The 25,294-nt window shown below is 70.0% G+C and carries 25 protein-coding genes; 19 read left to right on the top strand and 6 right to left on the bottom strand.

What is annotated here, in order from left to right; translation table 11 throughout:
* Nucleotides 1-1,200 (bottom strand): acyltransferase, encoded by a 1,200-nt coding sequence (locus ACFWI9_RS04100; RefSeq protein ID WP_387158932.1) that lies wholly within the window; start codon nt 1,198-1,200, stop codon nt 1-3.
* On the bottom strand, nt 1,193-2,218 hold the full coding sequence (locus tag ACFWI9_RS04095; protein ID WP_387158931.1) for an alpha/beta hydrolase: 1,026 nt from the start codon (nt 2,216-2,218) through the stop codon (nt 1,193-1,195). The genes ACFWI9_RS04100 and ACFWI9_RS04095 overlap by 8 nt, the downstream gene beginning before the upstream one ends.
* A gap of 263 nt (nt 2,219-2,481) precedes the next feature.
* Between ACFWI9_RS04095 and mptB the strand changes: the two genes are divergently transcribed.
* Entirely contained in the window at nt 2,482-4,056 is a 1,575-nt protein-coding gene (gene mptB / locus ACFWI9_RS04090) for a polyprenol phosphomannose-dependent alpha 1,6 mannosyltransferase MptB (protein ID WP_387158930.1), read from the top strand.
* 161 nt (nt 4,057-4,217) lie between these two features.
* Here the strand turns inward: mptB and ACFWI9_RS04085 are convergent, their stop codons facing one another.
* The 3 genes from ACFWI9_RS04085 to ACFWI9_RS04075 form a co-directional block, all read right to left on the bottom strand.
* Nucleotides 4,218-4,727 carry a DinB family protein gene (locus tag ACFWI9_RS04085; RefSeq protein WP_387158929.1) on the bottom strand — a complete coding sequence of 170 codons (510 nt, stop codon included), beginning with the start codon at nt 4,725-4,727 and terminating at the stop codon, nt 4,218-4,220.
* Between the two features lie 25 nt (nt 4,728-4,752).
* Nucleotides 4,753-6,039 carry an alanine racemase gene (locus ACFWI9_RS04080; RefSeq protein ID WP_387158928.1) on the bottom strand — a complete coding sequence of 429 codons (1,287 nt, stop codon included), beginning with the start codon at nt 6,037-6,039 and terminating at the stop codon, nt 4,753-4,755.
* Nucleotides 6,040-6,193: 154 nt separating this feature from the next.
* Nucleotides 6,194-7,561 carry a M14 family metallopeptidase gene (locus ACFWI9_RS04075; protein WP_387158927.1) on the bottom strand — a complete coding sequence of 456 codons (1,368 nt, stop codon included), beginning with the start codon at nt 7,559-7,561 and terminating at the stop codon, nt 6,194-6,196.
* A gap of 146 nt (nt 7,562-7,707) precedes the next feature.
* Between ACFWI9_RS04075 and ACFWI9_RS04070 the strand changes: the two genes are divergently transcribed.
* The 16 genes from ACFWI9_RS04070 to ACFWI9_RS03995 all read left to right on the top strand — a co-directional run bounded on the left by ACFWI9_RS04070 (nt 7,708) and on the right by ACFWI9_RS03995 (nt 22,282).
* Nucleotides 7,708-9,048 (top strand): Nramp family divalent metal transporter, encoded by a 1,341-nt coding sequence (locus ACFWI9_RS04070; RefSeq protein WP_387158926.1) that lies wholly within the window; start codon nt 7,708-7,710, stop codon nt 9,046-9,048.
* Nucleotides 9,049-9,366: 318 nt separating this feature from the next.
* Complete coding sequence (locus tag ACFWI9_RS04065; protein WP_387158925.1) at nt 9,367-10,257, top strand: hypothetical protein; 891 nt, start codon at nt 9,367-9,369, stop codon at nt 10,255-10,257.
* An 88-nt stretch (nt 10,258-10,345) separates the two neighbouring features.
* Complete coding sequence (gene cpaB, locus ACFWI9_RS04060; protein WP_387158924.1) at nt 10,346-11,083, top strand: Flp pilus assembly protein CpaB; 738 nt, start codon at nt 10,346-10,348, stop codon at nt 11,081-11,083.
* Nucleotides 11,084-11,090: 7 nt separating this feature from the next.
* Nucleotides 11,091-12,371 carry a CpaE family protein gene (locus ACFWI9_RS04055; RefSeq protein ID WP_387158923.1) on the top strand — a complete coding sequence of 427 codons (1,281 nt, stop codon included), beginning with the start codon at nt 11,091-11,093 and terminating at the stop codon, nt 12,369-12,371.
* A 3-nt stretch (nt 12,372-12,374) separates the two neighbouring features.
* On the top strand, nt 12,375-12,791 hold the full coding sequence (locus ACFWI9_RS04050; protein WP_387158922.1) for a TadE/TadG family type IV pilus assembly protein: 417 nt from the start codon (nt 12,375-12,377) through the stop codon (nt 12,789-12,791).
* A 1-nt stretch (nt 12,792) separates the two neighbouring features.
* On the top strand, nt 12,793-13,260 hold the full coding sequence (locus tag ACFWI9_RS04045; RefSeq protein WP_387158921.1) for a TadE/TadG family type IV pilus assembly protein: 468 nt from the start codon (nt 12,793-12,795) through the stop codon (nt 13,258-13,260).
* Between the two features lie 16 nt (nt 13,261-13,276).
* Nucleotides 13,277-14,674: a CpaF family protein gene (locus ACFWI9_RS04040; protein WP_387158920.1), complete on the top strand. Its 1,398-nt coding sequence runs from the start codon at nt 13,277-13,279 to the stop codon at nt 14,672-14,674.
* A 10-nt stretch (nt 14,675-14,684) separates the two neighbouring features.
* Nucleotides 14,685-15,629 (top strand): type II secretion system F family protein, encoded by a 945-nt coding sequence (locus ACFWI9_RS04035; protein WP_387158919.1) that lies wholly within the window; start codon nt 14,685-14,687, stop codon nt 15,627-15,629.
* A gap of 43 nt (nt 15,630-15,672) precedes the next feature.
* On the top strand, nt 15,673-16,560 hold the full coding sequence (locus ACFWI9_RS04030; RefSeq protein ID WP_387158962.1) for a DUF5936 domain-containing protein: 888 nt from the start codon (nt 15,673-15,675) through the stop codon (nt 16,558-16,560).
* Between the two features lie 10 nt (nt 16,561-16,570).
* Entirely contained in the window at nt 16,571-18,004 is a 1,434-nt protein-coding gene (locus tag ACFWI9_RS04025; protein ID WP_387158918.1) for a sensor histidine kinase, read from the top strand.
* Complete coding sequence (locus ACFWI9_RS04020) at nt 17,929-18,720, top strand: response regulator (protein ID WP_387158917.1); 792 nt, start codon at nt 17,929-17,931, stop codon at nt 18,718-18,720. The genes ACFWI9_RS04025 and ACFWI9_RS04020 overlap by 76 nt, the downstream gene beginning before the upstream one ends.
* Before the next feature lie 147 nt (nt 18,721-18,867).
* Nucleotides 18,868-19,119 (top strand): hypothetical protein, encoded by a 252-nt coding sequence (locus ACFWI9_RS04015; RefSeq protein ID WP_387158916.1) that lies wholly within the window; start codon nt 18,868-18,870, stop codon nt 19,117-19,119.
* Complete coding sequence (locus ACFWI9_RS04010) at nt 19,116-19,787, top strand: pilus assembly protein TadG-related protein (RefSeq protein WP_387158915.1); 672 nt, start codon at nt 19,116-19,118, stop codon at nt 19,785-19,787. Before ACFWI9_RS04015 ends, ACFWI9_RS04010 begins: the two co-directional genes overlap by 4 nt.
* A gap of 34 nt (nt 19,788-19,821) precedes the next feature.
* Nucleotides 19,822-20,418: a hypothetical protein gene (locus ACFWI9_RS04005; protein WP_387158914.1), complete on the top strand. Its 597-nt coding sequence runs from the start codon at nt 19,822-19,824 to the stop codon at nt 20,416-20,418.
* A 4-nt stretch (nt 20,419-20,422) separates the two neighbouring features.
* Nucleotides 20,423-21,076, top strand: coding sequence for an OmpA family protein (locus tag ACFWI9_RS04000; protein WP_387158913.1), 654 nt, complete (start codon nt 20,423-20,425; stop codon nt 21,074-21,076).
* 63 nt (nt 21,077-21,139) lie between these two features.
* Nucleotides 21,140-22,282, top strand: a complete 1,143-nt coding sequence (locus ACFWI9_RS03995) for a mannosyltransferase family protein (protein WP_387158912.1) — start codon at nt 21,140-21,142, stop codon at nt 22,280-22,282.
* Here the strand turns inward: ACFWI9_RS03995 and ACFWI9_RS03990 are convergent.
* Nucleotides 22,254-22,637, bottom strand: coding sequence for a DUF192 domain-containing protein (locus ACFWI9_RS03990; RefSeq protein WP_387158911.1), 384 nt, complete (start codon nt 22,635-22,637; stop codon nt 22,254-22,256). The genes ACFWI9_RS03995 and ACFWI9_RS03990 overlap by 29 nt on opposite strands.
* Before the next feature lie 37 nt (nt 22,638-22,674).
* Between ACFWI9_RS03990 and ACFWI9_RS03985 the strand changes: the two genes are divergently transcribed.
* Both ACFWI9_RS03985 and ACFWI9_RS03980 read left to right on the top strand, forming a co-directional pair.
* Nucleotides 22,675-23,502: a prepilin peptidase gene (locus ACFWI9_RS03985; protein ID WP_387158910.1), complete on the top strand. Its 828-nt coding sequence runs from the start codon at nt 22,675-22,677 to the stop codon at nt 23,500-23,502.
* A 33-nt stretch (nt 23,503-23,535) separates the two neighbouring features.
* Nucleotides 23,536-25,074 carry a DUF2079 domain-containing protein gene (locus ACFWI9_RS03980; RefSeq protein ID WP_387158909.1) on the top strand — a complete coding sequence of 513 codons (1,539 nt, stop codon included), beginning with the start codon at nt 23,536-23,538 and terminating at the stop codon, nt 25,072-25,074.
* Nucleotides 25,075-25,294: the final 220 nt, after the last annotated feature.

Below are 25,294 nucleotides of genomic sequence, written 5' to 3'. Positions count from 1 at the left end.
CTAGAGACGGCTCTTCACGAGGTGGCGGGTGGTCTGCTGTTCGTGCACTTCCCGGGAGCCGACTCGGTCCTCCCGTTTCCGCAGACGCCGCCGCCCCTTGCCCTGCCCCTGCTCGTACGAACGGAATGCCCCCCAGCACGCCAGCAGTGCCAGCGCGAACACCGGCAGCCAGGCGAGGCGCGCGAACACCCAGCCCGCTCCGTCCGGGACGGTGTGCAGCCCCGGCAGCGGGTCGCCGGGGAGCAGAGCGCTGGCGGTGACCGCCATCATCGCGGTCTGGTGCCACAGGAAGACGGTCATCGCGGACAGGTTCACCAGCGCCACGGCGGCCCAAGCGCCGGGGCGGCGCAGTACCCGGCGCAAGGGGTCGAGCAGCAGCAGGGCGGCGCCGCACTGGGCGAGGCCGAAGCTGACGGCGGCGAGGGTGGGCGGGTTCAGGTTGGAGACCTCCGCGCCCGGGACGCCGACCATGGAGGCCGGGTAGCCCGCCACCGCGACCAGTAGCGCGGTGGTGGCGGCGCCGCCGAGCAGCAGCGTCCAGCGGATCGCGGGGCGCGGCAGCCCGTCCCGGGCCCAGAGCGCGCCCAGGCAGTACGGGACGGCCCAGCCCGCCGCCACGTTGATCCAGCCGGTCCGCTCATCCGCCGACAGCGGCCCGAAGCGGAACAGGTCCACATGCAGGACGACGGCGATCGGCCACAGCGGGTTGAGGCGCGCCAGCAGCGGTGTGGCCGCCGTCAGGGCAGCGAACACCAGCAGGAACCAGAGCGGCGACAGCACCAGCTTGAGGAGCGCGCGTACCGTATCCACACCCACGCCGGACACCAGCAGGGCGCCCGCCACCACGGCCCACACCACCAGCACGGCGGCCACCGGCCGGAACAGCCGGACCATCCGGGCGCCGAGCCACTGCCGGTAGCCCACGCCGCGAGCGCGCGCCGAGACGTAACCCGACGCGCCGACCTTGCCGCCCACCAGGAAGAAGACGGCGAGCGTCTGGAACAGCCAGGAGACGGGTGTGAGCTCGGGCAGGTACGACAGCGGGCTGTTGGCCCGCACCGTGCCGCTGTCGGCGACCAGCGCGGTCACCAGCCAGTGCCCGAGCACCACGCCGAGGATGGCGAGGGCCCGCAGCGCGTCGACGGCGCGGTCGCGGTCGGGGGGCGTGGCGGCTTCGATCCGCCGGATCAGCTCACGCACGGCTGTTCTCCTCGGCCGCCTCGGACTGGGTCTGAGAGGGGGCGCGCCCGGAGACGATCCGGGCGATGTTCGTCAGCGCCACGGAACCGGGCTTCAGGTAGTCGCTGTGTCCGGCCTCCCCGGCCGCGAACACCCGGGCGCCGAACTCCTCGGACACCGGGTCGTTGCTTCCCAGGCCCAGGTCAGCGAACGGCAGCCGCAGGCTGACGTTGGGCACGCACGCGATCCAGTCGCCGGATCCGCGGCCCGCCCAGACCGTTGCCTTGGTGCGCAGCGACGCGGCGCCGTCCACGCCTGCCCCGGGGCTGCCGTAGAGCACGATGTCCGATACGTCCGCCATGGCGGCGGCCGGAGTCCCGGATGCGGCGACGCCGCAGACCACCGAGCCGTACGAGTGGCAGAGCAGCGAGACCCGGGCCTTCGGCCTGAGGGTTTCGAGGCCCGAGAGGAAGGACGCGAGCCGCGGGGCGGCGTCCTCGGCGCGGCCCGGGGTCAGCACCTCAGGGCCCACCGTGGCCGGTGTCCGGTAACCGAGCCAGGCGACCACGGCCGCCCGCTCGCCCAGTTCCTCGCGCAGTTCCTCGTGCAGGCTCACCGCGCCCGCCCGGAAGCGCTGGTAGGTGTCGAGGTTGGTGTCCGAGCCGGGTACGAGCACGGCGATCCGCTCGGCGGAGGCGAGGTCCCCGAAGACCTCGGCCGTACGCCCGCCGTCGCGTCCGTCGAAGGCGAGGAACTGCCGCTCCGGGGCTGCCAGCGCGCGCAGTGCGGTGGCCCGCCGCCGGTCGCCGTGCTCGGCGGCCGTGCGCTCGGCGGCCCGGATGCCTTCGCGGTTGGCGGCGTAGCGCTCGGCGAGCCCCGCGGGCGTGGCCGCCCCACGTATCGGGGCGAGTACGGGCGGAACGGGCGCGGGGACGGCGGACGGCCGGGCCGCTCCCGACAGCGGCACCGCCACCGAGGCCATCACGAGCGCGGCCAGAAGGGTGCGGCTGAACCGGCGCCTGCGCGGGCGATTTGCCATGGTGGAAGTGCTCCTCTTGTACCGGATGTGTGGCTGGGTCCGGGGGAGAAGCTATGGATCACACGGTCTGGTTCGCGTCACACCAGGGAGCCCACCTGCGGGGTAGCTCCCAGGTATGACAGGTGTGACGGCCGGGGACGGTGGCGGTAGCCTCGTGGCTCCGTGGCTCCGTGCCGCCGGCCGTCGCGGAACGGCCGACGGCGACGGATGGCGAGCCGGCTGGGAAGACCGGGCGGGGAAGAGTGGGGAAGAGCTGACTGCTCATGTGGATGCGGACCGCTGCCGGCGCGCGCCGGCTGGGCGTGGCCGGGTCGCTCGCGATGGCCGTGGGCGGGCTGGGCGCCGGAAGTCTGCCCGCGTACGACCCCTGGGGGCTGTGGCAGCAGCGGGGTTCCCTGACGGCCGTCGCGCTCGTCTGCGCCTTGCTCGCGTACGCCGGTCTCACACTGCTGCTCGTGGCCTGGTGGGCGGACTGGCGGCGGGCGGCCGAAGAGCGTCCGTCCGGTGGTGACCGGGTGCGCGAGACCCTCGTGACCCTGGCCTGCTGGACCGCGCCGCTACTGCTCGCGCCCCCGCTCTACAGCGCCGATGTCTACAGCTATATCGCCCAGGGCGCGATGGTCCTGGAAGGCCACGACGTGTACGCGCGCGGCCCTTCGGTTCTCGGCCCCGACTCGCTCGGCGCGGACGCGGCGGCGAGCGTCGGCGGGAACTGGACCGACACACCGGCTCCCTACGGGCCTGTCTTCCTGCTGCTGGCGAAGTGCGTGGTCTGGGTCACCGGTGGGGCCGTGGTGCCGGCCGTGTTCGGGATGCGGCTGGCGGCCGTCGCCGCGCTGGCACTGATCGTATGGTCGGTGCGGCGGCTGGCCGTGGAGTGCGGTGCGGACGAGAGCCGGGCGCTGTGGCTCGCGGCGCTCAATCCGCTGCTGCTGATGCATGTCGTCGGCGGAATGCACAACGACGGGCTGATGATCGGTCTGATGCTGGCCGGAATCGTCTGCGCACTGCGCGGCCGGTGGCTGCTGGGCAGCGCGGTCGTCGGTCTCGCGATGATGGTCAAGTCCCCGGCTGCCATCGCCCTGCTCTTCATCGCCGTGATCGTCGTACGAGGTGGGCGCGGTACCGCCGTCACCCGGGTGGCCAAGGCCGTGCTCGGCCCGGTGGCGGTCGCCGCTCTGGTCGCCGTGGGAACAACCCTGCTCGCAGGCACCGGCTTCGGCTGGCTGCGCACCCAGAGCGTTGCCGCGTCCGTGCACACCCCGCTCTCGCTTACCAGTGACATCGGCCTGGCGATCGGCCACCTGGCCCGACTGGCCGCCGGTACGGACCCGATGGCGGTCAAGAGCGCGACCCAGGCCCTCGGCCTTGCCGCCGCCCTCGCCGTGATCGCCTGCCTGGCAGTGCGCTCCCTGCGCGGCCGACTGCATCCCGTGCCCGGTCTGGGCCTGTCCCTGCTCGTCCTGGTCGCGCTGTCGCCGATGGTGCAGCCCTGGTACCTGCTCTGGGGCACGGCGGCGGTGGCGGCGAGCGGTCTGGCGGCGGCGGGGAGCGGCGCCCGGCTCATCGGCGTACTGGTCGTGCTCTCCACCGCCCTGGTGTACGAGACCCAGCCCTCCGGCCACACCCCCGCGTACGGTTTCGTGCTGGGCGCCCTCGCGGCCGTGCTCGCGGTGGCGGCCCTGCGGCGGCGCGGGGCGGGAAGCCGGGCATCGGTCGCCGCCGGGAAGCCCGTACCGCCCCTGGCCCTGCCGCTGCCCCGGCCCCGTGCCGGACAGGACCAGCCCACCGACTCCCAAGTCATGGCTTGGAGAGCGCCAAGTCAATTCAAGGATTGACTGGGATGTTCGTTCCGTTCGAAGATCAACGCAGGGCCCAAGGGCGGCAACCCGTCCTCCATCCCGCCGAGGTCCGGACCGGAGCGGGAGCAGGGGGACGGGTGCCGACCCGCTCCTCCGTCCCGTTGGCCCGTTCTCTTGTTCCCCCTGTTCCCTGAGGGTCAGGCGCCGACGGACCCGTCGATCCCCTCCCGCAGGAAGTCCGCGTGGCCGTTGTGCCGTGCGTACTCGTGGATCAGATGCAGCATCACCAGCCGCAGCGACACCTCCTTGCCCCACCGGACCTGGTATCCGGTCACATCGAGCGACTCCGCCTCGCGCTCGATGCGGCGCGCGTGCTCGACCTCCGCCTCCCAGGCGGCGAAGGTCTCTGCGCGCGTCGCGGTCGTCGCGTCGTACGCGACCTGGTAGTCACCCTCGGGTGACCAGACGAGCGGCACGTCCTCGCCCGCGATCACCTTGCGGAACCAGGTGCGTTCGACCTCCGCCATATGCCGGACGAGTCCGAGCAGTGAAAGCGCCGACGGCGGCATGGACCGGCGTCGCAGCTCCTCGTCGGAGAGCCCTTCGCACTTCATCGCGAGCGTCGCGCGGTGGAATTCGAGGTAGCCGCGCAGGCTCTCGCGTTCGCTGCCGAGCAGCGGCGGACCGGGGCGGGTGTCTTCTGCCATGGGCGGCACTGTAGGCCGGGGCCGGTCAGAAGAACGTACGGACGTAGTCCACGACCGTCCCGTCCGCCTCAACCAGCGGAATCAGCTGCCATTTGTCGAACGACGTACACGGGTGCGACAGACCCATCCCCACCCAGTCCCCGACCTCCAGATCCGCCGCCGATCCCTCCTCCGTACGCAGCCAGGTGTGCTGGTCGGACAGCCCGGTGACGGTGATGCCGTCGGCCGGGCGCGTCTCTCCGGTGCGGGCGTCGCGTACCACCTGGGCATCGGGCAGATCCAGGTCGTAGGCGGCGTCGCGCTTGCCCGCGTTGGTGAACGCCTGCCGCTCGGTCGGCCGGGACACCACCTGGGACCACAGGCGGAACGCCGGCTCCAGGGAACCCTCGGCCGGGACTCGGTTGAACGGGGTGAGGCGCTGGTAGTGGCCCGAGTCGTGGGAGACGTACGCCCCCGAGCGCAGTAGCTTCAGCACCGGCCGGGACAGCTCCGGGAGCTGCTCGAATACCTCCGCCACCGTGTCGAACCAGGCGCTGCCGCCCGCGCTGACGATGATCTGCTCCGCGTCGCCGAAGTGGCCGTCCTTGTCGAGCAGGGCGGCGAGCGAGACCAGCCGGCCCAGCCAGTCGCGTACCCGCTCGGGGGTCGCGTCCAGGACCTCGCCCTCGTATCCGGCGACGCCCACCAGGCGCAGGGTGCGGGTGGCCGTGACGGCCTCGGCGATGGCCGTGCAGTCGGCTTCGGTACGGGCGCCGGTGCGGGCGCCGTCGCCGGCGGCCAGTTCGACCACCACGTCCAGCGGGCGACGGCCGTCGCCGGCGGCGCTGAGGGCCTGGTCCATCAGCTCGACGCCGCGCACCGAGTCCACGTAGCAGACCAGCTCGAAGTCCGGGTCGCGGTCGAGCTCGGCGGCGAACCAGCGCAGCGCCACCTCGTCCACCAGCTCGTTCGCGAGGAAGATCCGCTGGACGCCGTACGCCCGGTAGACCCGTGCCTGGTGCGGGACGGCGGCCGTGATGCCCCACGCGCCCCGCTCCAGCTGGCGCTCGAAGAGCTGCGGCGCCATGGAGGTCTTGCCGTGCGGGGCGAAGGCGAGGCAGTGGCGCTCGGCGTAGGTCTCCAGGAGAGCGAGGTTGTGTTCCAGTGACTCCGCGGACAGCGCGAGCACGGGGGTGGTGAAGCCCCCGTCGAACAGATTGCGGCGCTGGGCGGCCAGCTCGCCGACGGTCAGCCCTTCGGCGTCCGGGGGCAGCCCCTTGAACCGGTGGTCGACACGCTCGTCCGCGAGCCGGGCGAGGGGGCGGCTGGTCATGGGGGCCTCCTGGTGGTGCGGTTGCCGCCCAGTATCCGCGTTCACCCGGAGGTACGGGCACGCGGGGCGCCCAGGCGTCGGCTGCCGCAGCCGCAGCCGACGCCGCCGTAGCGGCGACGGCCCGGGCGCCCCACTCACTGCTGCCGCACCGGCGTCAGCCGGTGCAGTACTGCTGCTCCTTGCCGATCGACCGGTACATGCAGTCCGCGTTCTCCAGGAGCTGGAGCACCGCGTCGCGGTTGCGGCTGGTCTCGCGCTCGATCACCTCGTCGGCCGGGTAGAAGCCGCCGCCGAAGATGCTGGTCGGGTACATCTCGAAGGTGTAGCCGAAGATCTTCTGGTTGCCCCACAGCCAGTCGTCGATGGACCCGTCCGTGATGTACAGGTCGCTCGACTGCTCGGGCGTGTAGCCGTTGCTCGCGGCCATCTTCTGGCCGACGGTGGCGAAGGCGTTGCGGTCGTCCTGGGTCATGCCGGTGGCGGTGTCGGCCGTGGTGTAGCCGAACGGCCAGAGCACCAGCTCACTGTAGGTGTGGAAGTCGATGCCCGCCTTGATCTGCTGCTTCCCGCCGACGACCCGGGAGCGTACGAAGTCGGCGACGACCTTCACCTCGGGGGCGGACTCGGCGGACTTGCCGCGGTAGGTCTCGGAGCTGGTGGAGCCGGACGAACCGCCGCAGCAGCCCCACTTGTAGTTCCAGTTGCGGTTCATGTCCGTACCCACGTATGACGAACCGGTGTTCGGCTGCCGGTTCTTGCGCCAGCTGCGGTAGCGGCCGGTGGCGATGTCGTACTCGCCGCCGTCCGGGTTGAGGTCGGGCACGATCCAGAGCTCGCGGCTGTTGACGGCGTTGGTGATCCGGGAGTCGGTCCCGTAGTCCTCGCCGAGCTCGCGCAGCAGGTAGAGCGCCATTTCGACGGTCAGGTGCTCACGGGCGTGCTGGTGGTGGGTGAACAGGACCTCGGGTTCGTTCTCGTCGGTGCCGACGTTGTCGCTGACCTTGACGGCGATGATGTCGCGACCTTCGTAGGACTTACCGATCACCTTCTTGCTCATGATGCTCGGGTAGGCGGCGATGCGCTGGTTGATCTCCGCGTTCATCTCGGCGTAGTTGTGGTACTTCGAGTCGGATGACGGGAAGTCGAACGCCTTGGCCGTCGCGCCCTCGACGGTGCGTACGGGCGGGCCGGGCAGGAGTTCGAGCTTATGGCCGATGGCGCGCAGCCGCTTCGCCTGGGCGGCGTTGGCGCTGACGACGAGGGAGTGGTCGTCGGCCTCGTCGATCGACACGCCGGTGGCGGCGATCGCGGTGCGCTCGGCGACGGTGGACGGGCCGTGGATCTCGTACTGCCTGGTCTGCTCCTCCTGGAGGGCCACGGGTGTGATGCGGTCCCGGTCGGGGGAGGGGGTGGGAGCGGCGGTCGCGGTGAGTGGCGCGGCCACGGCGAGCGCGAGCAGGGTCGCGAAGGCCGTGGTCCGTGTGGCGGACCTTCTGCCACTGCCGCGGATACGAAGTCGCATGCTGGCTCCTGGGTAGGGAGTGTGGGGGTTGCTCTGCGACGTGCGGGTATGACGGGCACATGGTGGGGGTATGGCATGCCCCGGTCAAGGGGATGCACGGTCAATCGGCCATTCGGCCCACAAGTTGGGAAGGCGGGACCTCGACCATGACAGGCACCCAGGACACCGAGGGCACCGAGGGCACCGAGGCGGAAGGCGCACGGCCACCGGCGGCCCGGACCCGGACCCGCAAGGCGAGCTGGAAGCATATCGGCCCAGGCATCGTTGTCGCGGCAACCGGCGTCGGAGCCGGTGACCTTGTGGCGACCCTGATCGCGGGCAGCAAGTTCGGCTACACCCTGCTGTGGGCCGCGATCGCCGGCTGCCTCGTCAAGATCTCGCTCGCCGAGGCCACCGGCCGCTGGCACCTGGCCACCGGCCGGACCATCCTCGACGGCTGGCGCAGCCTCGGCGCCTGGACATCGGTCTACTTCGGCCTCTACGTCATTGTGTGGGGCTTCATCTACGGCGCCGCGGCCATGTCATCCACGGCCCTCCCGCTTGCCGCGCTCTTCCCTGACACGCCCGGCGGACTCAAGACCTTCGCCATCGCCGCCGGCCTCATCGGCCTCGCCCTGGTCTGGTTCAACCGCTACGCACGCTTCGAGAAGCTGATGACCGTACTCATCGGCATCAAGTTCCTCATCGTCGTGTACGTCGCGGTGCGCGTCGCCCCGGACGTGCCGGCCGCCCTCGCCGGTCTCGTCCCCGTACTGCCCGACGGCTCCTTCTTCTACACGCTCGGCCTGATCGGTGGAGTCGGCGGCACGATCACCATGGCCGCGTACGGCTACTGGATCAACTCCAAGGGCTGGACCGACGCGTCCTGGATGAAGATGATGCGGCTCGACAACCGCGTCGCCTACCTCACCACCGGCGTGTTCGTCGTCGCCATGCTCATCATCGGCGCCGAACTGCTGCACGCCTCCCACCTCGCGCTGGAGGGCGGCGGTGACAAGGGGCTGCTCGGACTCAGCGACATCCTGGAAGAGCGGTTCGGGGTCTTCACCGCCAAGCTCTTCCTCGTCGGCTTCTGCGCCACGTCCTTCTCGGCGCTGGTCGGGGTCTGGCACGGGGTGAGCCTGCTCTTCGCCGACTTCACCGAGCGGCTGCTGCGGACCCGTCAGGGCATCGAGGAGAACGCGGTCGAGGAGGTCGCCAAGGGCCGCCGCGAACGCTCCTGGCCCTTCCGGGCGTACATGCTGTGGCTGACCTTCCCGCCGATGGGCCTGCTCTGGCTGGACGAGCCGTTCGGGCTGGTGGTCGCGTACGGCGTGCTCGGGGCGCTGTTCATGCCCTTCCTGGCGCTGACCCTGCTGTGGCTGCTCAACTCGGTGCGCACACCGCTGGAATGGCGCAACGGGTGGGTGAGCAACGGCATGTTGCTGGTGGCCGGCCTGTTGTTCGTCGTGCTGTGCGTGCAGCAGCTGCGCGAACTGCCCTGGTAGGTATGACCGTCGCCCTGTCGCACCGACCTGCCGATCGCCACGTTTGCCCTGCCGTCAAATGTGGCACGCATGCCCCGTTCAGCCTTTCGAGTTCAATCCCGCGACTGGAACCGGCCGGAAGGGGGAGCGCGGTCGCTGGATGCCCTGTCTGTCCGGCTTTGCTGCCGAGTGTGGGTCCGAATGCCACGTGGGTTCCTCATGTTGGGTTTTCGGGCCAGGAAGACGCAGATAAGGTGCTGATGCAGCCGTACCGGGCAGGAACGATCTGCGGTCGCCGGGTCCCGGAGACCGGGAGACCGGAGTGGACGGGGACTGAGAGTGCCGACTGTCATCGCGTCGACCAGTGCGGACCTGGTGCTGCCGCCCACCGACCAGCAGACGCCGACCGCCGCCGTCATCCAGGCACCCGAAGCCCAGCCCCTGGAGACCGCGCTCGCCGATATGCACGTGCTCGTGGAACAGCACGGCTACGTGGTCGTCGTGTACCCCGCGTCCGTGCCGACCGCCCACGAGCAGCGGATGTTCGCGATCCGGGCCATGCTGGAAAGCGACCGGATCGCCCTGCTCCGATCGGATCTGCCACCTCTCGGCGTGGCGGTCCTGGTGCGCCAGTTACGCCAGCTTTCGGTCTGCGACTTCAGCGCCGGCGTCATCGCGTCCGCGGCGCGGCTGCTCGCCCACTACGTCTACGCGGGCGCCGTGCTGAACTCCGTCACCCGGCTCGACCGGGTGCCGGTGGACCTCAGGTCCCACGCCAAGTCCTGGGTACCCGGCTCCCAGTTCGCCGTACTCGCCGGGCCGAACCCGCAGTTGCACCGGATCGGGCCGAGTGCCGGGATCCTGAGCGGCCCTGACTTCGCCACTCAAATGCTCGTGGCGGGTGGTCAGGCGTCCACCGACTGGGTGACCGGCACGCTCGCCCCCGCCTGGCAGGTCCACACAGTCCACGAGGCGGCCCTGCCCGCGGACTCCCCCCGCTGGTGGGGCACACCGAAGTTGGCGGAATTCGCCGCGTTCCTGCCCGATATCTCCGTGCTCTACCAGCTGGTCGCGTCCGTACGGCGAGCCAGGTGCCACTGGTGCTCCCTGGAACTCATCGGCGACCGCTGCGGCTTCTGCTCCGCACCCCTGCCCCTGCCCGATCCCGAGGCCGATCCAGGGCAAGGGGCCGGGCCCGGGAGCCGCCTCCCGGTGATGAGACCGACCTGACCCACACACCGCACCAGCGCGTCGTACCGCGCCCCCGTACCGCCCCTGCCCGCTCTGGCCCACGTATGCGAACGAGGTTGTCCGGCCCATGAACTCACGCCAGCGCCGCGGCGTCATACTCCTGCTGCTGTCGCTCCTGTGCGCCTTCGGTGCCTTCGCCGGCGTGCTCTCCGTGATCAGCGACGTGAACGCGAAGGTCGGACCCGAGGTGTCGGCTTACGAGATCACATCGGATGTGCCGCCCTACACCGCGCTCAGACCAGGACAGTTCGAGAAGGTCACCATGCCCGAACGCTGGCTGTCGGAGAACGCGGTGACCGACCTGTCCCAGATCAGCGGGAAGATCGCGGTCACCCGGCTGAAAAAGGGGTCGCTGCTCCAGAGCGACATGATCGTGGACCGTCCCGCCCTCCAGCCCGGTGAGCAGGAGATCGCCATCATGATCGACGCGGCGACCGGGGTGGCGGGCAAGATCAAGCCGGACTCGCGCGTCAACATCTACGCCACGTTCGCGGGCGAACGGGACGGTGCCACGGCCGGGGCAGCCCGGTCAGCAGCCCAGGTAGACCAGTCGGTGGTCATCGTCTCCAACGCCAGGGTCGTGGACGTGGGCCGGCTCACCGCGCTCGAACCGGACCGCGACAACAGGGGCAACCAGGCCACCGAGGCCGTACCGATCACCTTCGCGCTCAGCACCCTGGACGCCCAGCGTGTCGCGTACGCCGAGTCCTTCGCCAAGCACGTACGCCTGGCACTGATCGGTCAGGGCGGCGAGACCGCGATCAGCCCCGCCGACCGTACGTACACGCTGGACAAGGACAAGTGAGGTCGGGATGACCACCAGGATCCTCCCCGCCATCGGCGACCCCGAAGCGGCACGGTCCGTCACGACGCTGCTGAGCCGGCTGCCCGACGCCGAACCCTGCGCTCCGGTCGCCGACTCGACGCAGCTCGTCGACACACTGGCGCGACTCGCCGGTGAGTCGCTCGACGAACTGCCCGAGGTCGTGCTGGTACACGAACGCATCGGGCCCGTACCGGCACTGGAACTGGTGCGCGAGGTCGCCCTGCGCTTCCCCGCCGTCGGCGTCGTACTCATGACCTCCGACGCGAGCCCCGGCCTGTTCTCCGCCGCGATGGAGTCGGGAGCCAGAGGCCTTGCCGTGCTGCCGCTCAGCGTCGAGGAGCTGGCCCACCGGGTCCAGACCGCGGCCCAGTGGTCCGCCGGCGTACGGCGGCATCTGGGTACGGGCGGCGAAGAGCTCCCGGGACCCGCGGGCACCGTGGTCACCGTCACCGGAGCCAAGGGCGGTGTCGGCACGACCGTCACCGCGGTCCAGCTCGCCCTGGCCGCCCGCGCCTCCGGCCGTACGGTCGCGCTGGCCGACATGGACGTGCAGACCGGCGATGTCGCCTCGTACCTCGATGTGCAGTTCCGCCGCTCGATCGCCGACCTGGCAGCGGTCTCGGACATATCCCCGAGGGTGCTGTCCGACGCGGTGTTCAGCCATCCGACCGGACTCGCCCTGCTGCTGGCCCCCGGTGACGGCGAACGCGGAGAAGAGGTCACCGACCGGGCCGCCCGGCAGATCGTGCGGGCCCTGCGGTCCCGCTACGAGGTCGTCGTCATCGACTGCGGAAGCCAGATGCACGGCGCGAACGCCGTGGCCGTCGAAATGGCCGATACCGCACTGCTGGTCACCACCCCGGACGTGGTGGCGGTGCGCGGCGCCAAGCGGGTCGTACGGCTCTGGGACCGGCTCCAGATCCGCAAGGCGGAGGAGACGATCACCGTGGTCAACCGCCACACCCGCGGTACGGAGATACAGCCGCCGCTCATCCAGAAGATCACGGGCACCAGGGTGGCGGGCACGGCGATCCCCGCGAACTTCAAGGAGCTCCAGGGGGCGGTGGACTCCGGGCGTATGCATGAACTCGACGCCAAGAGCACCGTGAAGCAGGCGCTGTGGGGCCTGGCCGGTGAACTGGGTCTGGTGAAGCTCCCCGACGGGGGCGGACGGAGCGGTAGGTTCCGAGGCGACCGGAGCGACCGGGGCTCGATCGGAGGCCGCCGCAGACGTGGCGACTCCCGGGAGTGGGAGGGGGCACGCTGACCGATGGTGGGCTTAGGCAGGCAGTGGCCGAGGTCTGACCGGTCCCGGGGCCGGTTCGGGGACCGCGGCCAGACGGCGATCGAGTTCCTGGGTGTCACACCGCTGATCATCCTGCTGCTGGTGGTGCTCTGGCAGTGCGCCCTGATCGGCTACACGTACAGCCTGGCCGGGAACGCGGCCGACCAGGCGGCACGGGCGGGCGCGGTGTCCGAGGGCGGTGCCGGGCAGCAGGCATGCCAGGAGGCGGCGAAGGAGGACCTACCCGCCGCCTGGGCCGCGAACATGGACGAGACGGCGTGCGCCGCCGGAACAGGCCTCTTCACGGCGACCGTGGTGTTCGACGTACCCGCACTCGTGCCGGGCGTACTCGATTTCCCGATGCGGGTGACTGGCAAGGCGTCCGCAGTGAGGGAGCACTGACATGTACCGGAGCCGGACCGGAGCCAGGCCCAAGCCCAAGCCCGAGGCCAGACCCGAGGCCATGACCAAGTCCGAGGCCAGGCCCAAGCCCGAGGCCAGGCCCAAGCCCAGGAAGCGGGCGGCGCGGCGGGAAAGCGGCCAGGTCGCCATCGAGTACCTCGGCTTCCTCCCGCTGCTGCTGCTCGTCGGCCTGCTCGCCATCCAGCTCGGCATCGCTGCCTACACAGCGAACCAGTCAGGCACCGCGGCACGGGCCGCCGCCCGTGCCGCGAGCGTGGACGACCCGGAGATCAGCCCGGACCAGGCAGCCGCAGGCGCCGTCAGCGGCTGGCTCGCCGAGAACATGACCCTGCAGCCGGGCGGCGGAGACGACGAGGTCACGTACACCGTGCGGATCAAGGTCCCGTCGCTCCTGCCGGGCGTGGACTGGGGCACGGCCGAGCGCAGCTCCACCATGCCCCGGGACTGAGGAGGGAGTCACGCATATGAGCCTGCGCGCACGCATCGCCGCCCCCGAGGAGAACGGCGGGGGCCACGAGGACGGCCGCCTGGTCGCCACCTATCGCACAAAGCTGCTCGAAGAGATCGACCTCGCGGAGATGTCGTCGCTTCCCGCCGCCGACCGGCGGGCCAGGCTCGAACGCGTACTCGGCCACATCATCAGCCGCGAAGGCCCGGTCCTCTCCACGTCCGAACGCGCGCAGCTGATCCGCCGGGTGGTGGACGAGGCCCTCGGACTCGGCATCCTGGAGCCCCTCCTGGAGGACGCCTCCATCACCGAGATCATGGTGAACGGCCCTGACCAGATCTTCGTGGAGCGCGACGGCAAGGTGACGCAGCTCCCGCTGCGCTTCGCCTCCCACGAGCAGCTGATGCAGACGATCGAACGCATCGTCTCCACCGTCAACCGCCGCGTGGACGAGGCAAACCCCATGGTCGACGCCCGCCTGCCCAGCGGGGAGCGCGTCAATGTGATCATTCCGCCGCTGTCCCTGACCGGAGCCACCCTCACCATCCGGCGCTTCCCGCAGACCTTCACCCTCCAGGAACTGATCGGCCTCGGCTCGATCGACGAGCACCTGCTGTACCTGCTGTCCGGACTCGTCCAGGCGAAGTTCAACATCATCGTCTCCGGGGCCACCGGCACCGGAAAGACCACACTGCTCAACGCTCTCTCCGGGCTGATCCCCGACCACGAGCGCATCATCACCATCGAGGACTCAGCCGAACTCCAGCTCCAGCAGTCCCATGTGATCCGGCTGGAGTCCCGCCCGGCGAACGTCGAGGGCAAGGGCCAGGTCACCATCCGCGACCTGGTACGCAACTCGCTCCGGATGCGCCCGGACCGGATCGTGGTCGGCGAGGTACGCGGCGGCGAGTCACTCGACATGCTCCAGGCAATGTCGACCGGCCACAACGGCTCGCTGGCCACCGTCCACGCCAACAGCGCCGAGGACGCGCTGATGCGGCTGAAGACCCTCGCGTCGATGTCCGAGGTCAAGGTCCCCTTCGAGGCGCTGCACGACCAGATCACCAGCGCGGTCGACGTGCTCGTACAGCTCACCAGGTACGCGGACGGCACCCGCAGGGTCACCGAGATCGCCTACCTCGACTCCCATGGACGCGACGCCGACCCCTTCGGCCGCGACCCCACCGCGCCGCTCGGGCGGGACGCCTACGGGCGCGGCGTCTACCGCATCGTCACCGTCGCCCGGTTCGAGGCCGAGCCCATGGGCGCCGACGGCCGGATTCAAGGCCGGTTCCGCCACCACCCGCTGCCAAGGCGCCTCGCCGAGCGCCTCTACATGTCCAACCAGCCCATTCCGCAAGCCTTCGGTGTCGCCGCGTTCCCCAACCAACTCGCCACCCGAGAGGCCCTGTAGGTACCCGACGATGGACAACCTCGTACTGCTCACGATCGGCGTCACCCTGCTGTGCTGCGTGCTCGCGGTCACGGGCGTCCAGACGTACGCCAAGGGGAAGGCGGAACGTGCGGCACTGGTCGACCGGCTTTCGTTCGCCGGTCAGATCGAGGCGGCGACGCCGGGCAGACCGCGCCGCTTCCGGGGCGTGGACCGCAGACTGCGCGGAACGGCTCTCGGACGGAAGCTCGAATTCAAGCTCGCCGCCACCGGACTCGACCTCACACCGGGCGAGTTCTTCGTCTACGCCATCGCCGCACTGGCCGGGCTGTGGCTGATCGCCGCGTCCGTGCTGGCCGCGTTCTTCGGCCCGGTGGCCGCCCTGATCGGCCTCTGGGGCACCAACACCTTTCTCAACTGGCAGCGCACCAAGCGCACCGAGCGCTTCATCAACCAGCTCCCCGAGCTCTCCCGCATCCTCGCCAACGCCACCGAAGCCGGACTCGCACTGCGTACCGCGATCTCCATGGCCGCCGAGGAGTTGCAGGATCCGGCGGGCAAGGAACTGGACCGCGTCGCCCAGCGGCTCGCGGTGGGAGAACCCCTGGAGGACGCCCTGAGCGAACTGACCGAGAGACTGCCCTCACGCGAACTGGTGGTCCTGGTCACCACCCTCGTCCTCTCCAACCGCGCCGGCGGCACGGTCGTCAGCTCACTGCGCAACCTCACCGAGACGCTGGAAGAACGCAAGGAGACCCGGCGCGAGATCCGGACACAGCTTTCCCAGGTGACCGTGACCGCCTACGCGGTTCCGGTGTTCGGACTGGGGGCTCTGCTCCTGATGAATCTGGTGATGCCCGGTGCGCTGGACCGGATGACGGGGGCGACCATCGGCCAGGGTGCCGTGGTCGTCTCGCTGGCGCTGTACGCGATCGGATTCGTTGTGATCCGCCGCCTGTCCCGTATCGACGTGTGACGTCCGAACGCTGAAGGGATCATCGGACATGGGGATGCCGTACATCGGGCTGGTGCTCGCCACCGTCCTCGCCCTCGGTGTCTACGGGACCATCCACGGCATCCGGATGTACCGCGCCGACGCCAAGCTCCCCGGGGACCTCGCGGTGGCCCTGGAGATCGGCGCGAGCCGTACCGGCGCGGTGGGATCCGGAATCGACCGCCTGGGGATGCGCTGGGCCCCACTGGTGCTGAGGATGATGGGCCCCAAGGCGGTCAACCGGAAACGCCGCCAGATCGACCTCGCCGGCAACCCCGGCGGCCTCACCATAGACCGGTACGCGGCGCGGCGGGCCGTCTACGGCGCGCTCGGCTTCTTCGGAGCGTTCACGACGATCATCCGCGGCGAGATCCTGCTCACGGTGCTGCTGATCGCCTTCGGACTGTTCTGGATCGAGGTCGGCATCTGGTCCGCGGTCCGCGTCCGCAAGGACCACATCGAGCGGACGCTGCCGGACTTCCTCGATGTGCTGGCCGTGGTCGTCTCCGCCGGTCTGGGCTTCCGGCAGGCGCTGGAGCGGGTGGCCGAGAAGTACGAGGGGCCATGGGCGGACGAACTGTCCATCACCCTGCGCCAGATGGACATGGGCGTCAGCAGGCGACAGGCGTTCGAGGAACTGCGCAGGCGCAATGACTCGGAGCAGGTGGGGATGTTCGTGACGGCGCTCCAGCAGGGCGAGGAACTGGGTGCCCCGATCGTGGACACCCTCATCCAGATCGCCAACGACATGCGGCGCGCCGACGCCCAGAACGCCCGCCGGAAGGCCGCGAAGGCGGTACCGAAGGCCACCTTCGCGGTGACCTCGTTCCTGCTGCCGGGCACGTTGATCCTGCTGACGGTCGGGTTCGTGTACGGCGCGGACGTCGACTTCAGCTTCCTGACGGGCGAGTGAGCGGGAACCGATGGCACACCACCACCCCGAACGCCGCCCCGAAACGCAGCGGGATCCGCTGCCGGAGGCGCTGCCTGGGGAGCCGGAATCCCCGCCCGCGGAGCCTGGATGGCTGCCCCCGCCGGGCATCCAGGTCAACGCGCTCCAGGCACTGTGCCGCCAGGTCTTCGGCTTCCGGCTCGCGATGATCGCCCTCGCCACCCCGTTCGCCATCGAGGGCGCCGCCCCCGGGTTACCCCAATGGCTGATCGGCGCGGCCATCGTGGTCACGTTCATGGGCTCGTACGTCCTCTTCCGGGACTGGGAGCGTTTCGGCCCGCACTTCCTCCGCCACCCCTGGCTGCTGGCCGTCGACGCGGTCTTCGGGGCATTGCTGCTGATCACAGGGACGCCCGAGTCCACACTCGCCTATGTCACGGTGTGCACCCCGCTGCTCGCGGGACTGGTGTACGGATGGCGGGGCGCCGCGGTCTTCGCCGCACTCCAGACGGTGATCATCTTTCTGGTCTACGGTGGCAACAGGCATCTGGAGGCCGACAGCGCCACCACTCTGCTCCTCCCCGGGTTCTGCGTGATCGCCGGAGCGGTCGGGGTCACCCTGCGGAACCTGCTGCTGCGTGTCGGCGCGGCAAGCCAGGCGCTGACCGAGACCCGCGCCCGACTCGCGGCCAACGAGGCGGTGGAGGAGGAGCGTTCACGGCTCGCGCGCGAGATGCACGACTCGTTCGCCAAGACGCTGCATGGTCTGGCACTCGCCGCCGACGCGCTGACGAGGTCGGCGGACCGTACGGACCCTCGCACCATCAGACAGCAGGCCGACCTGGTCGCGCACGCCGCACGGCGCGCTGCGGCAGAGTCCCGCGAACTGCTGTCCGACCTGCGCCGCGAGCCCAGGGACCAGGGCCAGGAGCCGGGAGGGGTGGACATCGGCGCCGAACTGTCCGCACGCACAGCCCACTACACCCATCGCGGCGGCGCGCGCATCACCCTCCACCGCCTCGGCACCGCCCCGTTGCCCCTGGTCCCCCGGGCAATCGCCCGACAGCTCCTCACGGTGGTCTCGGAGGCGCTGGAAAACGCCCACCGGCATGCGGAGCCCACCCGCATCGACGTGTCGGCCGGCGTGGAGGGCGGGTTCCTACGCGTCAGCGTGTACGACGACGGCCCTGGGCTGCCCCCGGGCATCACCCTCGACCAACTCAAACGCCACGGCCACTACGGCCTCGTCGGCATGGTGGAACGCGCCGCGTCCATCGGCGCCCGGCTCCGCATCGGCCGTGGCCAGGCGGCCCGCGGCACCGAAGTGCGCCTGGAACTGCCCCTGTCGGCCATCGCACCCAGCCGCACCCCCCGGAAGGAGGCCGCCGAATGCCGGACGTCTTCTCAGCCCACCCTGCACAGAACCCCCTTCGCGTCGTGGTCGCCGACGACAACCCGGTCGTGAGGGCGGGCCTCGGCGCCCTGCTCTCCGACCGTAACGACGTCGCCGTCGTCGCCGAGGCGGCGAACGGCCGCGAAGCCTGCGAAGTCACCCTCCAGCACCGCCCGGACGTCGTACTGCTGGATGTGCGCATGCCGGGCGTGGACGGCATCTCCGCCCTGCCGCATCTGGTCAAGCTCGCCCCGGTGATGATGCTGACGTACAGCCGGGAGACCGAGATCGTCCACGAGGCCCTGAGACTCGGCGCCGACGGCTACCTTGTCCACGGCGAGTTCACCGCCGACCAACTGGTCCAGGCAGTACGCGACATCAAGAACGGCCAGGCCCACTTCACCACCAGCGCGGCCAACGCCTTGCTCCAGCACGTGCGGCAACCCGCGCAGCCACGCCGGGGTCTTTCGCAACTGCAACCCTTTGTGGCACATTCTTATGAGGCAGAAGGACTTGGTTCTTCTGCGAACAGGTCGGAGTTCGGGCTGAGTTCGCGGGAGGTGGAGGTCATGGACCTGATTGCGTCCGGGATGAGCAACCAGCAGATCGCCGCCGCCTGCTTCATCAGCGAGAAGACCGTCAAGAACCACATCAACCGCATCTTCGCCAAGCTCCACACCACCACCCGCAGCAACGCCATCGCCCACTGGCTCGGCACCGCACCGGCTACGGGCTGCGGTGATGGTTGCGGTAGTGATCGTGGCCAGATGGAAGGCGAACGGCCATGACCGGGCGAACACCCCGAAGACAGATCATGGTTTGGGCCCGGGAATGGGTCCCAGGGCCCTGTTCGGAGCAGTCTGCTCAGGCGTACGTTCCCCAGGAGACTTACGCGTCGGTCGATAGGTCATCGGCCGGACCCGAAGGGGATCACGATGTCGAACACCATGCTGAAGGCCGCGGCTCATATGCAGGTTCGGGTGAGTGGCTGGGCGAACACGGCCGTTGTGAAGATCCGAAGGCGTTACGGGAGCGCGGATCGCGGTCAGACGGCGTTCGAGTACTTGGGGATCATTCTGGTGGTCGTGGCGATCATTGGTGGGATGGTGGCCACGGGGATCGGTGCGGCGATCACTACGCGAATCACCGGGCTGGTGAACAGTATTACTGCTGGCTCCGGCGAGTGACTCTGACTCGCGTCAGCGAAAGCGATCGAGGGCAGGCCTTCCCCATCTACATCATGATGGTGGCAGGCCTGCTCTTTCTCGCTCTCGCATTCTTTGCGGTCGGCAAGGCTTCAGCGACCCGCAACGGGGCCCAAGGTGCAGCAGACGCTGCGGCACTCGCCGCAGCCCTGGAGGCTAGGCGCGAGATGGGTCCGGACTTTCTTGCAGCGCTCATGGTGCCACATGGACTGGAAGAATTCTTCAGCAGTGCCAGGTCTACTGGGAAATCTTGCGTAGAGGCTCAGCGTTTTGCTGATAAGAACCGCGCTGACTTGGTATCAAACGGACTTGATGGACCATGTGCATGGAGTGGCGGGGTATTTCAGGACGAGGTCACCGTCAATGTGAGAACCCGCTACACGGTGGGGGAATCCGTGCTCCCTGGAACCTCCGAGCGCCACGCTACGGCCAGTGCGACTGCTCGTGTTGAGTTCCTGTGCTCCTGGGAGCTGGTAGCCAACCGAGTTGGGTCGGGCAAAGGAAGTGGGGAGGCGAGTGCTTCGAAGGACGAGCCGAACCTGATCGAGTTCACCTGCGAGGATCGTGACAAGTTCACCGTTGATCCGTTGAACCCAGAGCCTTGGGGTGAGTTGGCCGAGGCGTTCTTCGCGATTCATTTGATCGACTGACGGACATCGAGTGATGAGTAAAGGAAGTAGATCCATGAGCATTCGGCGCACCGGGGCGACCCAGAGGCTGGTTGCGACGGTCTGGATGGCGGCGGTGCTCACCCTCACATTGTCCGCCTGCGGGGGTGATCAAGGTAAAGAGTCGGACGAGGGGGCGCCGTCGGCGCCGAGTCCCTCTGAGCGGGTGGACGCGAAGGGTGATGCTGTCTCGGGGGAGGGCGTGGATCGGAGTGTGAAAATCGCCGAAATGAAGGGGCGAGGGGGCTTGGTACTCGTCATTAACGAGATCAAGCGTGACTCCGGCGGTTTCGTTACGGTGAACGGCGAGATTCGGAATACCGGCGATGGGATCCGCGATACAGGTGGCTGGGCTGGTGCGGAGAGCGCCGTGGTCGCAGCCAACCCCAACTCGGTAGCGGGTGCCACGCTCGTTGATAGAGTCGGGAAGAAGCGCTACTACATCCTGCGCGACACGGACGGCCGTTGCCTTTGTACGACAGGTATTCTTCCGATCAACGCGGGAAAGGTTGCCCCGGTCTTCATGCAGTTCCCGGCTCCGCCCGGCGGTACGGTTGAGGTTGACTTCACGCTACCCACCTTCGCGTCTGCGACCCTCAAGATGGACGGGTGAGGGCATGGTTAATGGTGCGCGGCCCAATGCGAGAGGGCAGGTGAGAAGGATCGCTGTGGCAGTAGCGTTGCTTGCAGCGGCCGGGGCAATTGATGTGCCAAACGCACTCGCGGATGAAGGCCCCAGTGTTCCGCCTGGAACCGAGGCATCGGCCGCGGCGCCTGTCGAGGTCAATCCCGAAGACACCGACCTGAAGATGGCCGACGGTGCGACCTTGGGCGAATCAAGGGTGCTCGACATCGTCCAGGTCGTCGAGGAGCAAGGCGGCGAGGAACGTCGCGAAGACACCAACGCCACAGTCAAGTTCGCCCTCCAGGCCGAGGTGCTCTTCGCCAAGGACAGCTCCGCCCTCGGCCCCGCCGCCAACGCCCGTATCGTGGCGATCGCCGCCGAGATCAGGAAGCAGAACGCGGCCAAGGTCCGCGTGTTCGGGTTCACGGACAACCTCGGTACCTCCGCGCACGGGGACGTGCTGTCCAAGCAGCGGGCCAATGCGGTGCATGGGGTGCTGAGCAGGGAGCTCGGGGGTGGTGGCACCACCTTCGAGATCCGCGGGTACGGCGAGCAGTACCCGATCGCGGACAACGGCACCGAGGAAGGCCGCAAGAAGAACCGCCGGGTCGAGGTGTCCTTCCCGCGCGGTGAGGGAGGCTCCTAGAGCGGTGGCGGCAGGCGGGGTGCCCGGCGGGGTGCGGGAGCGCACGCGTACATAATCGACCGCATGTCCCAGCACCCCCGTCCCCTGCTCGCCCGTCTGCGCAGTGCCCCCGTCGTCCCCGCCCTGCTCGGGTACGCGGCCGTCCGGCTGACTGGCATGGTGGTCCTCGCCATCGCCGCGGCGGCCACCGGCAAGGACGGGCTGCACCGGCTCAAGGGGCGCTGGGATGCGGTCTGGTATGTCCGGATCGCGGAGAACGGCTATGGGTACGAGGTGACGCTGCCCGACCACAGCGTGCACTCCGATCTCGCGTTCTTTCCGCTGCTGCCCGCACTGGAGCGGGGCGTCTCCGAGGCCCTGCCGTTCCTCGACGCCGCGACCGCGGGGCTGGTGATCGCCTGGGTCGCCGCGTTCGGCGCGGCGTGGGGGATCTACGCCGTCGGGGCGCAGGTCGCGGGGCAGCGGGCCGGGGTGCTGCTGGCCATGCTGTGGGGTGTGTATCCGACCGCGTTCGTGCAGTCGATGGCGTACACGGAGACCCTGTTCACCGCCTTCGCCGCCTGGTCGCTGTACGCGCTGCTGAACGGCCGCTGGATCACCGCCGGCGCGCTGTGCGCGCTCGCCGGGCTGACCCGGCCGTCGGCCGCCGCGCTCGTCGCGGCAATCGGGATCACCGCGCTGGTACGCCTGGTACGCGACGGCCTCGGGGCGCTGACCTGGCGAATGGCGGCAGGCGTGGTGCTGGCGCCGCTGGGGTGGCTCGGCTACGTGGTCTTCGTGGCCGTACGCGAGGGCAGCCCGACGGCGTACTTCGAGGTGCAGGCGGCCTGGGGCAACAACATCGACGGCGGTGTGGCGCTCGCCCGGTTCGTGGGGCAGCAGCTCACGGGGGCGGCGCCGCTCGCCGGGGTCGGTCTCATCGCCGCGCTCGGGCTGCTCGGCTGGGTGGTGTGGCTCTGCCTGAAGCAGCGGCAGCCGCTGCCCGTGCTGGTCTACGGCATCGGGATCGTGGTGATCTCGCTGATCGGCGCCGCCTACTTCGGCTCCCGGCCGCGCCTGATCATGCCCGCGTTCCCACTGCTGCTGCCCCCGGCCGCCGCACTGGCCAGGGTCCGGCCGCGCTGGTCCATGACCGTGCTGGGGGCGCTCGCGGTGGCCTCCGGTGTGTACGGGGCCTTCACGCTCCTCGGCTCGGGGCCGCCGTGATGCCGAGTCGGACGCCCGGCCGCACACCCCAGCGCTCCATCTCCCCCGCCTCCGCCTCCAGCACATGCCGGGCGCGCGGCCTGGGCAGTCCCAGCCGGCCCGGTCTCATCGTGCGGACCGCGAGCACCCGCAACCGCCTGTCCAGGTACGCCACATCGATGGTGAACCGCATCCGGAACGTGTGCACGCTGTTGGCCGGGGTCAGCAGGATCGCCCCGTCGACACCGTCCCGGCCCAGCAGTCCGCGGGTCCGCGCCCGATATGAGGCCGCGATCACCAGGTCCACGGGGGCGGCCAGGCCCGGGATCGTCAACTCGCCTTGCCCGTCACGCCGGATGCCGATGTCGTCGCCCATGGGTGTCGACCGTACCCGGAGGTCCTAGGCTCGGGTCGTGGACATCGGGTACGTCGTCGTGATCGCCGCCGCCACGCTCTGGGGGGCCGGGTCAGGGGCCCTGCTGCCCCGCGCCGCGTACCGGTTGTCGGTCGAGCCGGGGGAGGCCTGGCGGGACGCCTGCCCGTCCGGCCATCCGATCACCGGGTTCGCGGGCGGCTGGCTCGGCGCGGCCCGCTGCGACGTCGGCCGCTGCGACGTCGGCCGCTGCGACGTCGGCCACCGTGAGGTCGGCCACCCCAAGGCCGACCACGGCGAGAACCACCGCCGCGGGGCCGCGGCGTACCGCGGCTCCGCGCTCATCCCCGCGCTCACCGCCGCCGGCTGCGCCGGGCTCGCCGCCGCGGCCGGGGTGCGGCCCGAAACCGCAGTATGGGTGCTGCTCGCACCCGTCGCCGTGCTGCTCGCGCTCGTCGACAGCCGCGTGCACCGGCTGCCGGACCTGCTGACCCTGCCGCTGGCGGCGGCCGCCGCCGTGCTGCTGGGCGGCGCGGCGCTGGTGCCGGGTGCCGCCGGGTCCTGGACGGCAGCGCTGCTCGGCGGACTCGTGCTCGGCGGGGCGTACTTCACGCTCTTCCTGATCAACCCCAGAGGCATGGGCTTCGGCGACGTGAAGCTCGCGGTCTCGCTGGGGATCGCCCTCGGCTGGTACGGCTGGGAGGTGCTGTTCGCCGGGGCCTTCGCGGGGTTCCTGCTCGGGGCGGTGTACGGCTTCGGGCTGGTGCTGCTGCGCCGGGCGAGCCGTGGATCGGCGATCCCGTTCGGGCCGTTCATGATCGGAGGGACCTTGATCGGTCTCCTCATGGGGGCGGCGCTGGCTGCGTAGGCGTCGCCACTCCAGCCTCTAGCATGCGGGCGTATGCGGACATTCTTCGCCAATACCGAGATCGTGCCTGCCCATGCGCAGACGATCGAAGCCCGTGCCGTGCGCCCGCCACACCGGCCGGGCCGTGCGGCGGAGGCCTTCGTGTGCTGGGGATGGGCGGCGGCGCTGTTCCTCCTCTATACGACCGTCGCCGTACGCCGCCATCTACTCCTCCGCACCACGGGCTATGACCTGGGCATCTTCGAGCAGGCCGTACGTGGCTACGCCCAACTCCGGGCCCCCTTCGCCCCGCTGCGCGGCGAAGGGTTCAATCTGCTCGGCGACCACTTTCACCCGCTGATCGCCGCGCTGGCCCCGCTGTACCGGGTCTGGCCCTCCCCGCTCTGTCTGCTTGTCGCGCAGTCCGCACTGCTTGCCGTCGCCGTCGTCCCGCTCACCCGCTGGGCGGACCGTGCCCTCGGTCGGCGCGCCGCGCACGTCGTCGCCTTCGCGTACGGAATGAGCTGGGGCATCGCGTCGGCCGCGGCCTTCGACTTCCACGAGGTGGCGCTCGCCGTGCCGTTGCTCTCCTTCGCCCTGGAGGCACTCGGGCGCCGGCGCTGGCGGCAGGCGGTTGCCTGGTCCGTACCGCTGCTGCTGGTGAAGGAGGACCTCGGGCTGACCCTCGCCGCGGTCGGCGGGTACATCGCCTGGAAGGGGCCGCGGAGGTTCGGGATCCTGACCGCGGCCGTCGGGCTGATCGGTAGCGCGATCGAGATCAAGCTGCTGCTCCCGGCGTTCAACCCGGGCGGTGGCTACGCGCACGGGGCCAACCTCGCCGAGGCGCACGGCTCGCTGCTCGCCACGATCGCGTTCGCCCCGCTGGACGTGCTGCGCCCCGACGTCAAGGCCATGACCCTTGTGCTGGTCTTCGCGCCGAGCGCGCTCGTCGCCCTGCGCTCGCCGGTCTCACTGATCGCCGTGCCGACGCTGGGCTGGCGAATGCTCTCGGACAACGTCTTCCACTGGGGCACAGCCTTCCATTACAGCGCCGTGCTGATGCCCGTCGTGTTCGCGGGTCTCATCGACGCCCTCACCCGCTACCGGGAAGCCGCTCCGAACCAACCGCTCGCGTCGCGCCACCTCCGTGCCTCGCTTCTGACGGTCATCGCCGTGACGCTGGTGATGCTGCCGTCCTTCCCTCTCGCCCAGCTGGCGCAGCGCGCCACCTGGCGCACCACTGCCCATATCGAGGCCGCGCAGGCGCTGCTGCGGCGCATCCCGCACGGGGCAACGGTCGCCGCGTCGAACCGTCTGGCGCCCCAGCTCACTTCGCGCTGCGAGGTGGTGATCTTCCCGACCTGGCCGGTCGAGGGGCACCTCTACGAGTACGAGCAGCAGCGGCTGCCCCGTCCCACGGCGGAGTGGATCATCCATGACCGCAGGGCCCCGGAGGCCTGGCCCTACAAGACGGGCCACTGGCCCTACCCGATCGAGCAGCAGCTCGCGGAGCTGGAGGCGGCGAAGCGCGAGCACGGCTACGTGGTCGTGGCCGAACGGGACGGGGTCACGCTGCTGCGCCGCCGCGTATGACCGCTCCCCGGGTCGGCGCGTGACGCGGCCCTCTCGGCAACCGGGCCCTCTCGTCAACCGGGCACCCGGTCCCCGGGCCCTCTCGTCAACCGGACGCCCGGTCCCCAGGGTCCCCCGTCGGGAGTAGTCGCCGTCACGGCCCTGCTCTGCTGACCGGCCGTGCCGCGAGCCGCCGCCACCGGCTGCTTTCCCCCGTATCCCCGCGCATTCCCGCGGATTC

The organism is Streptomyces sp. NPDC127084 (genome assembly GCF_042724175.1).
Lineage (GTDB): Bacteria > Actinomycetota > Actinomycetes > Streptomycetales > Streptomycetaceae > Streptomyces.
This window is presented reverse-complemented; position numbering and strand designations above follow the sequence as displayed.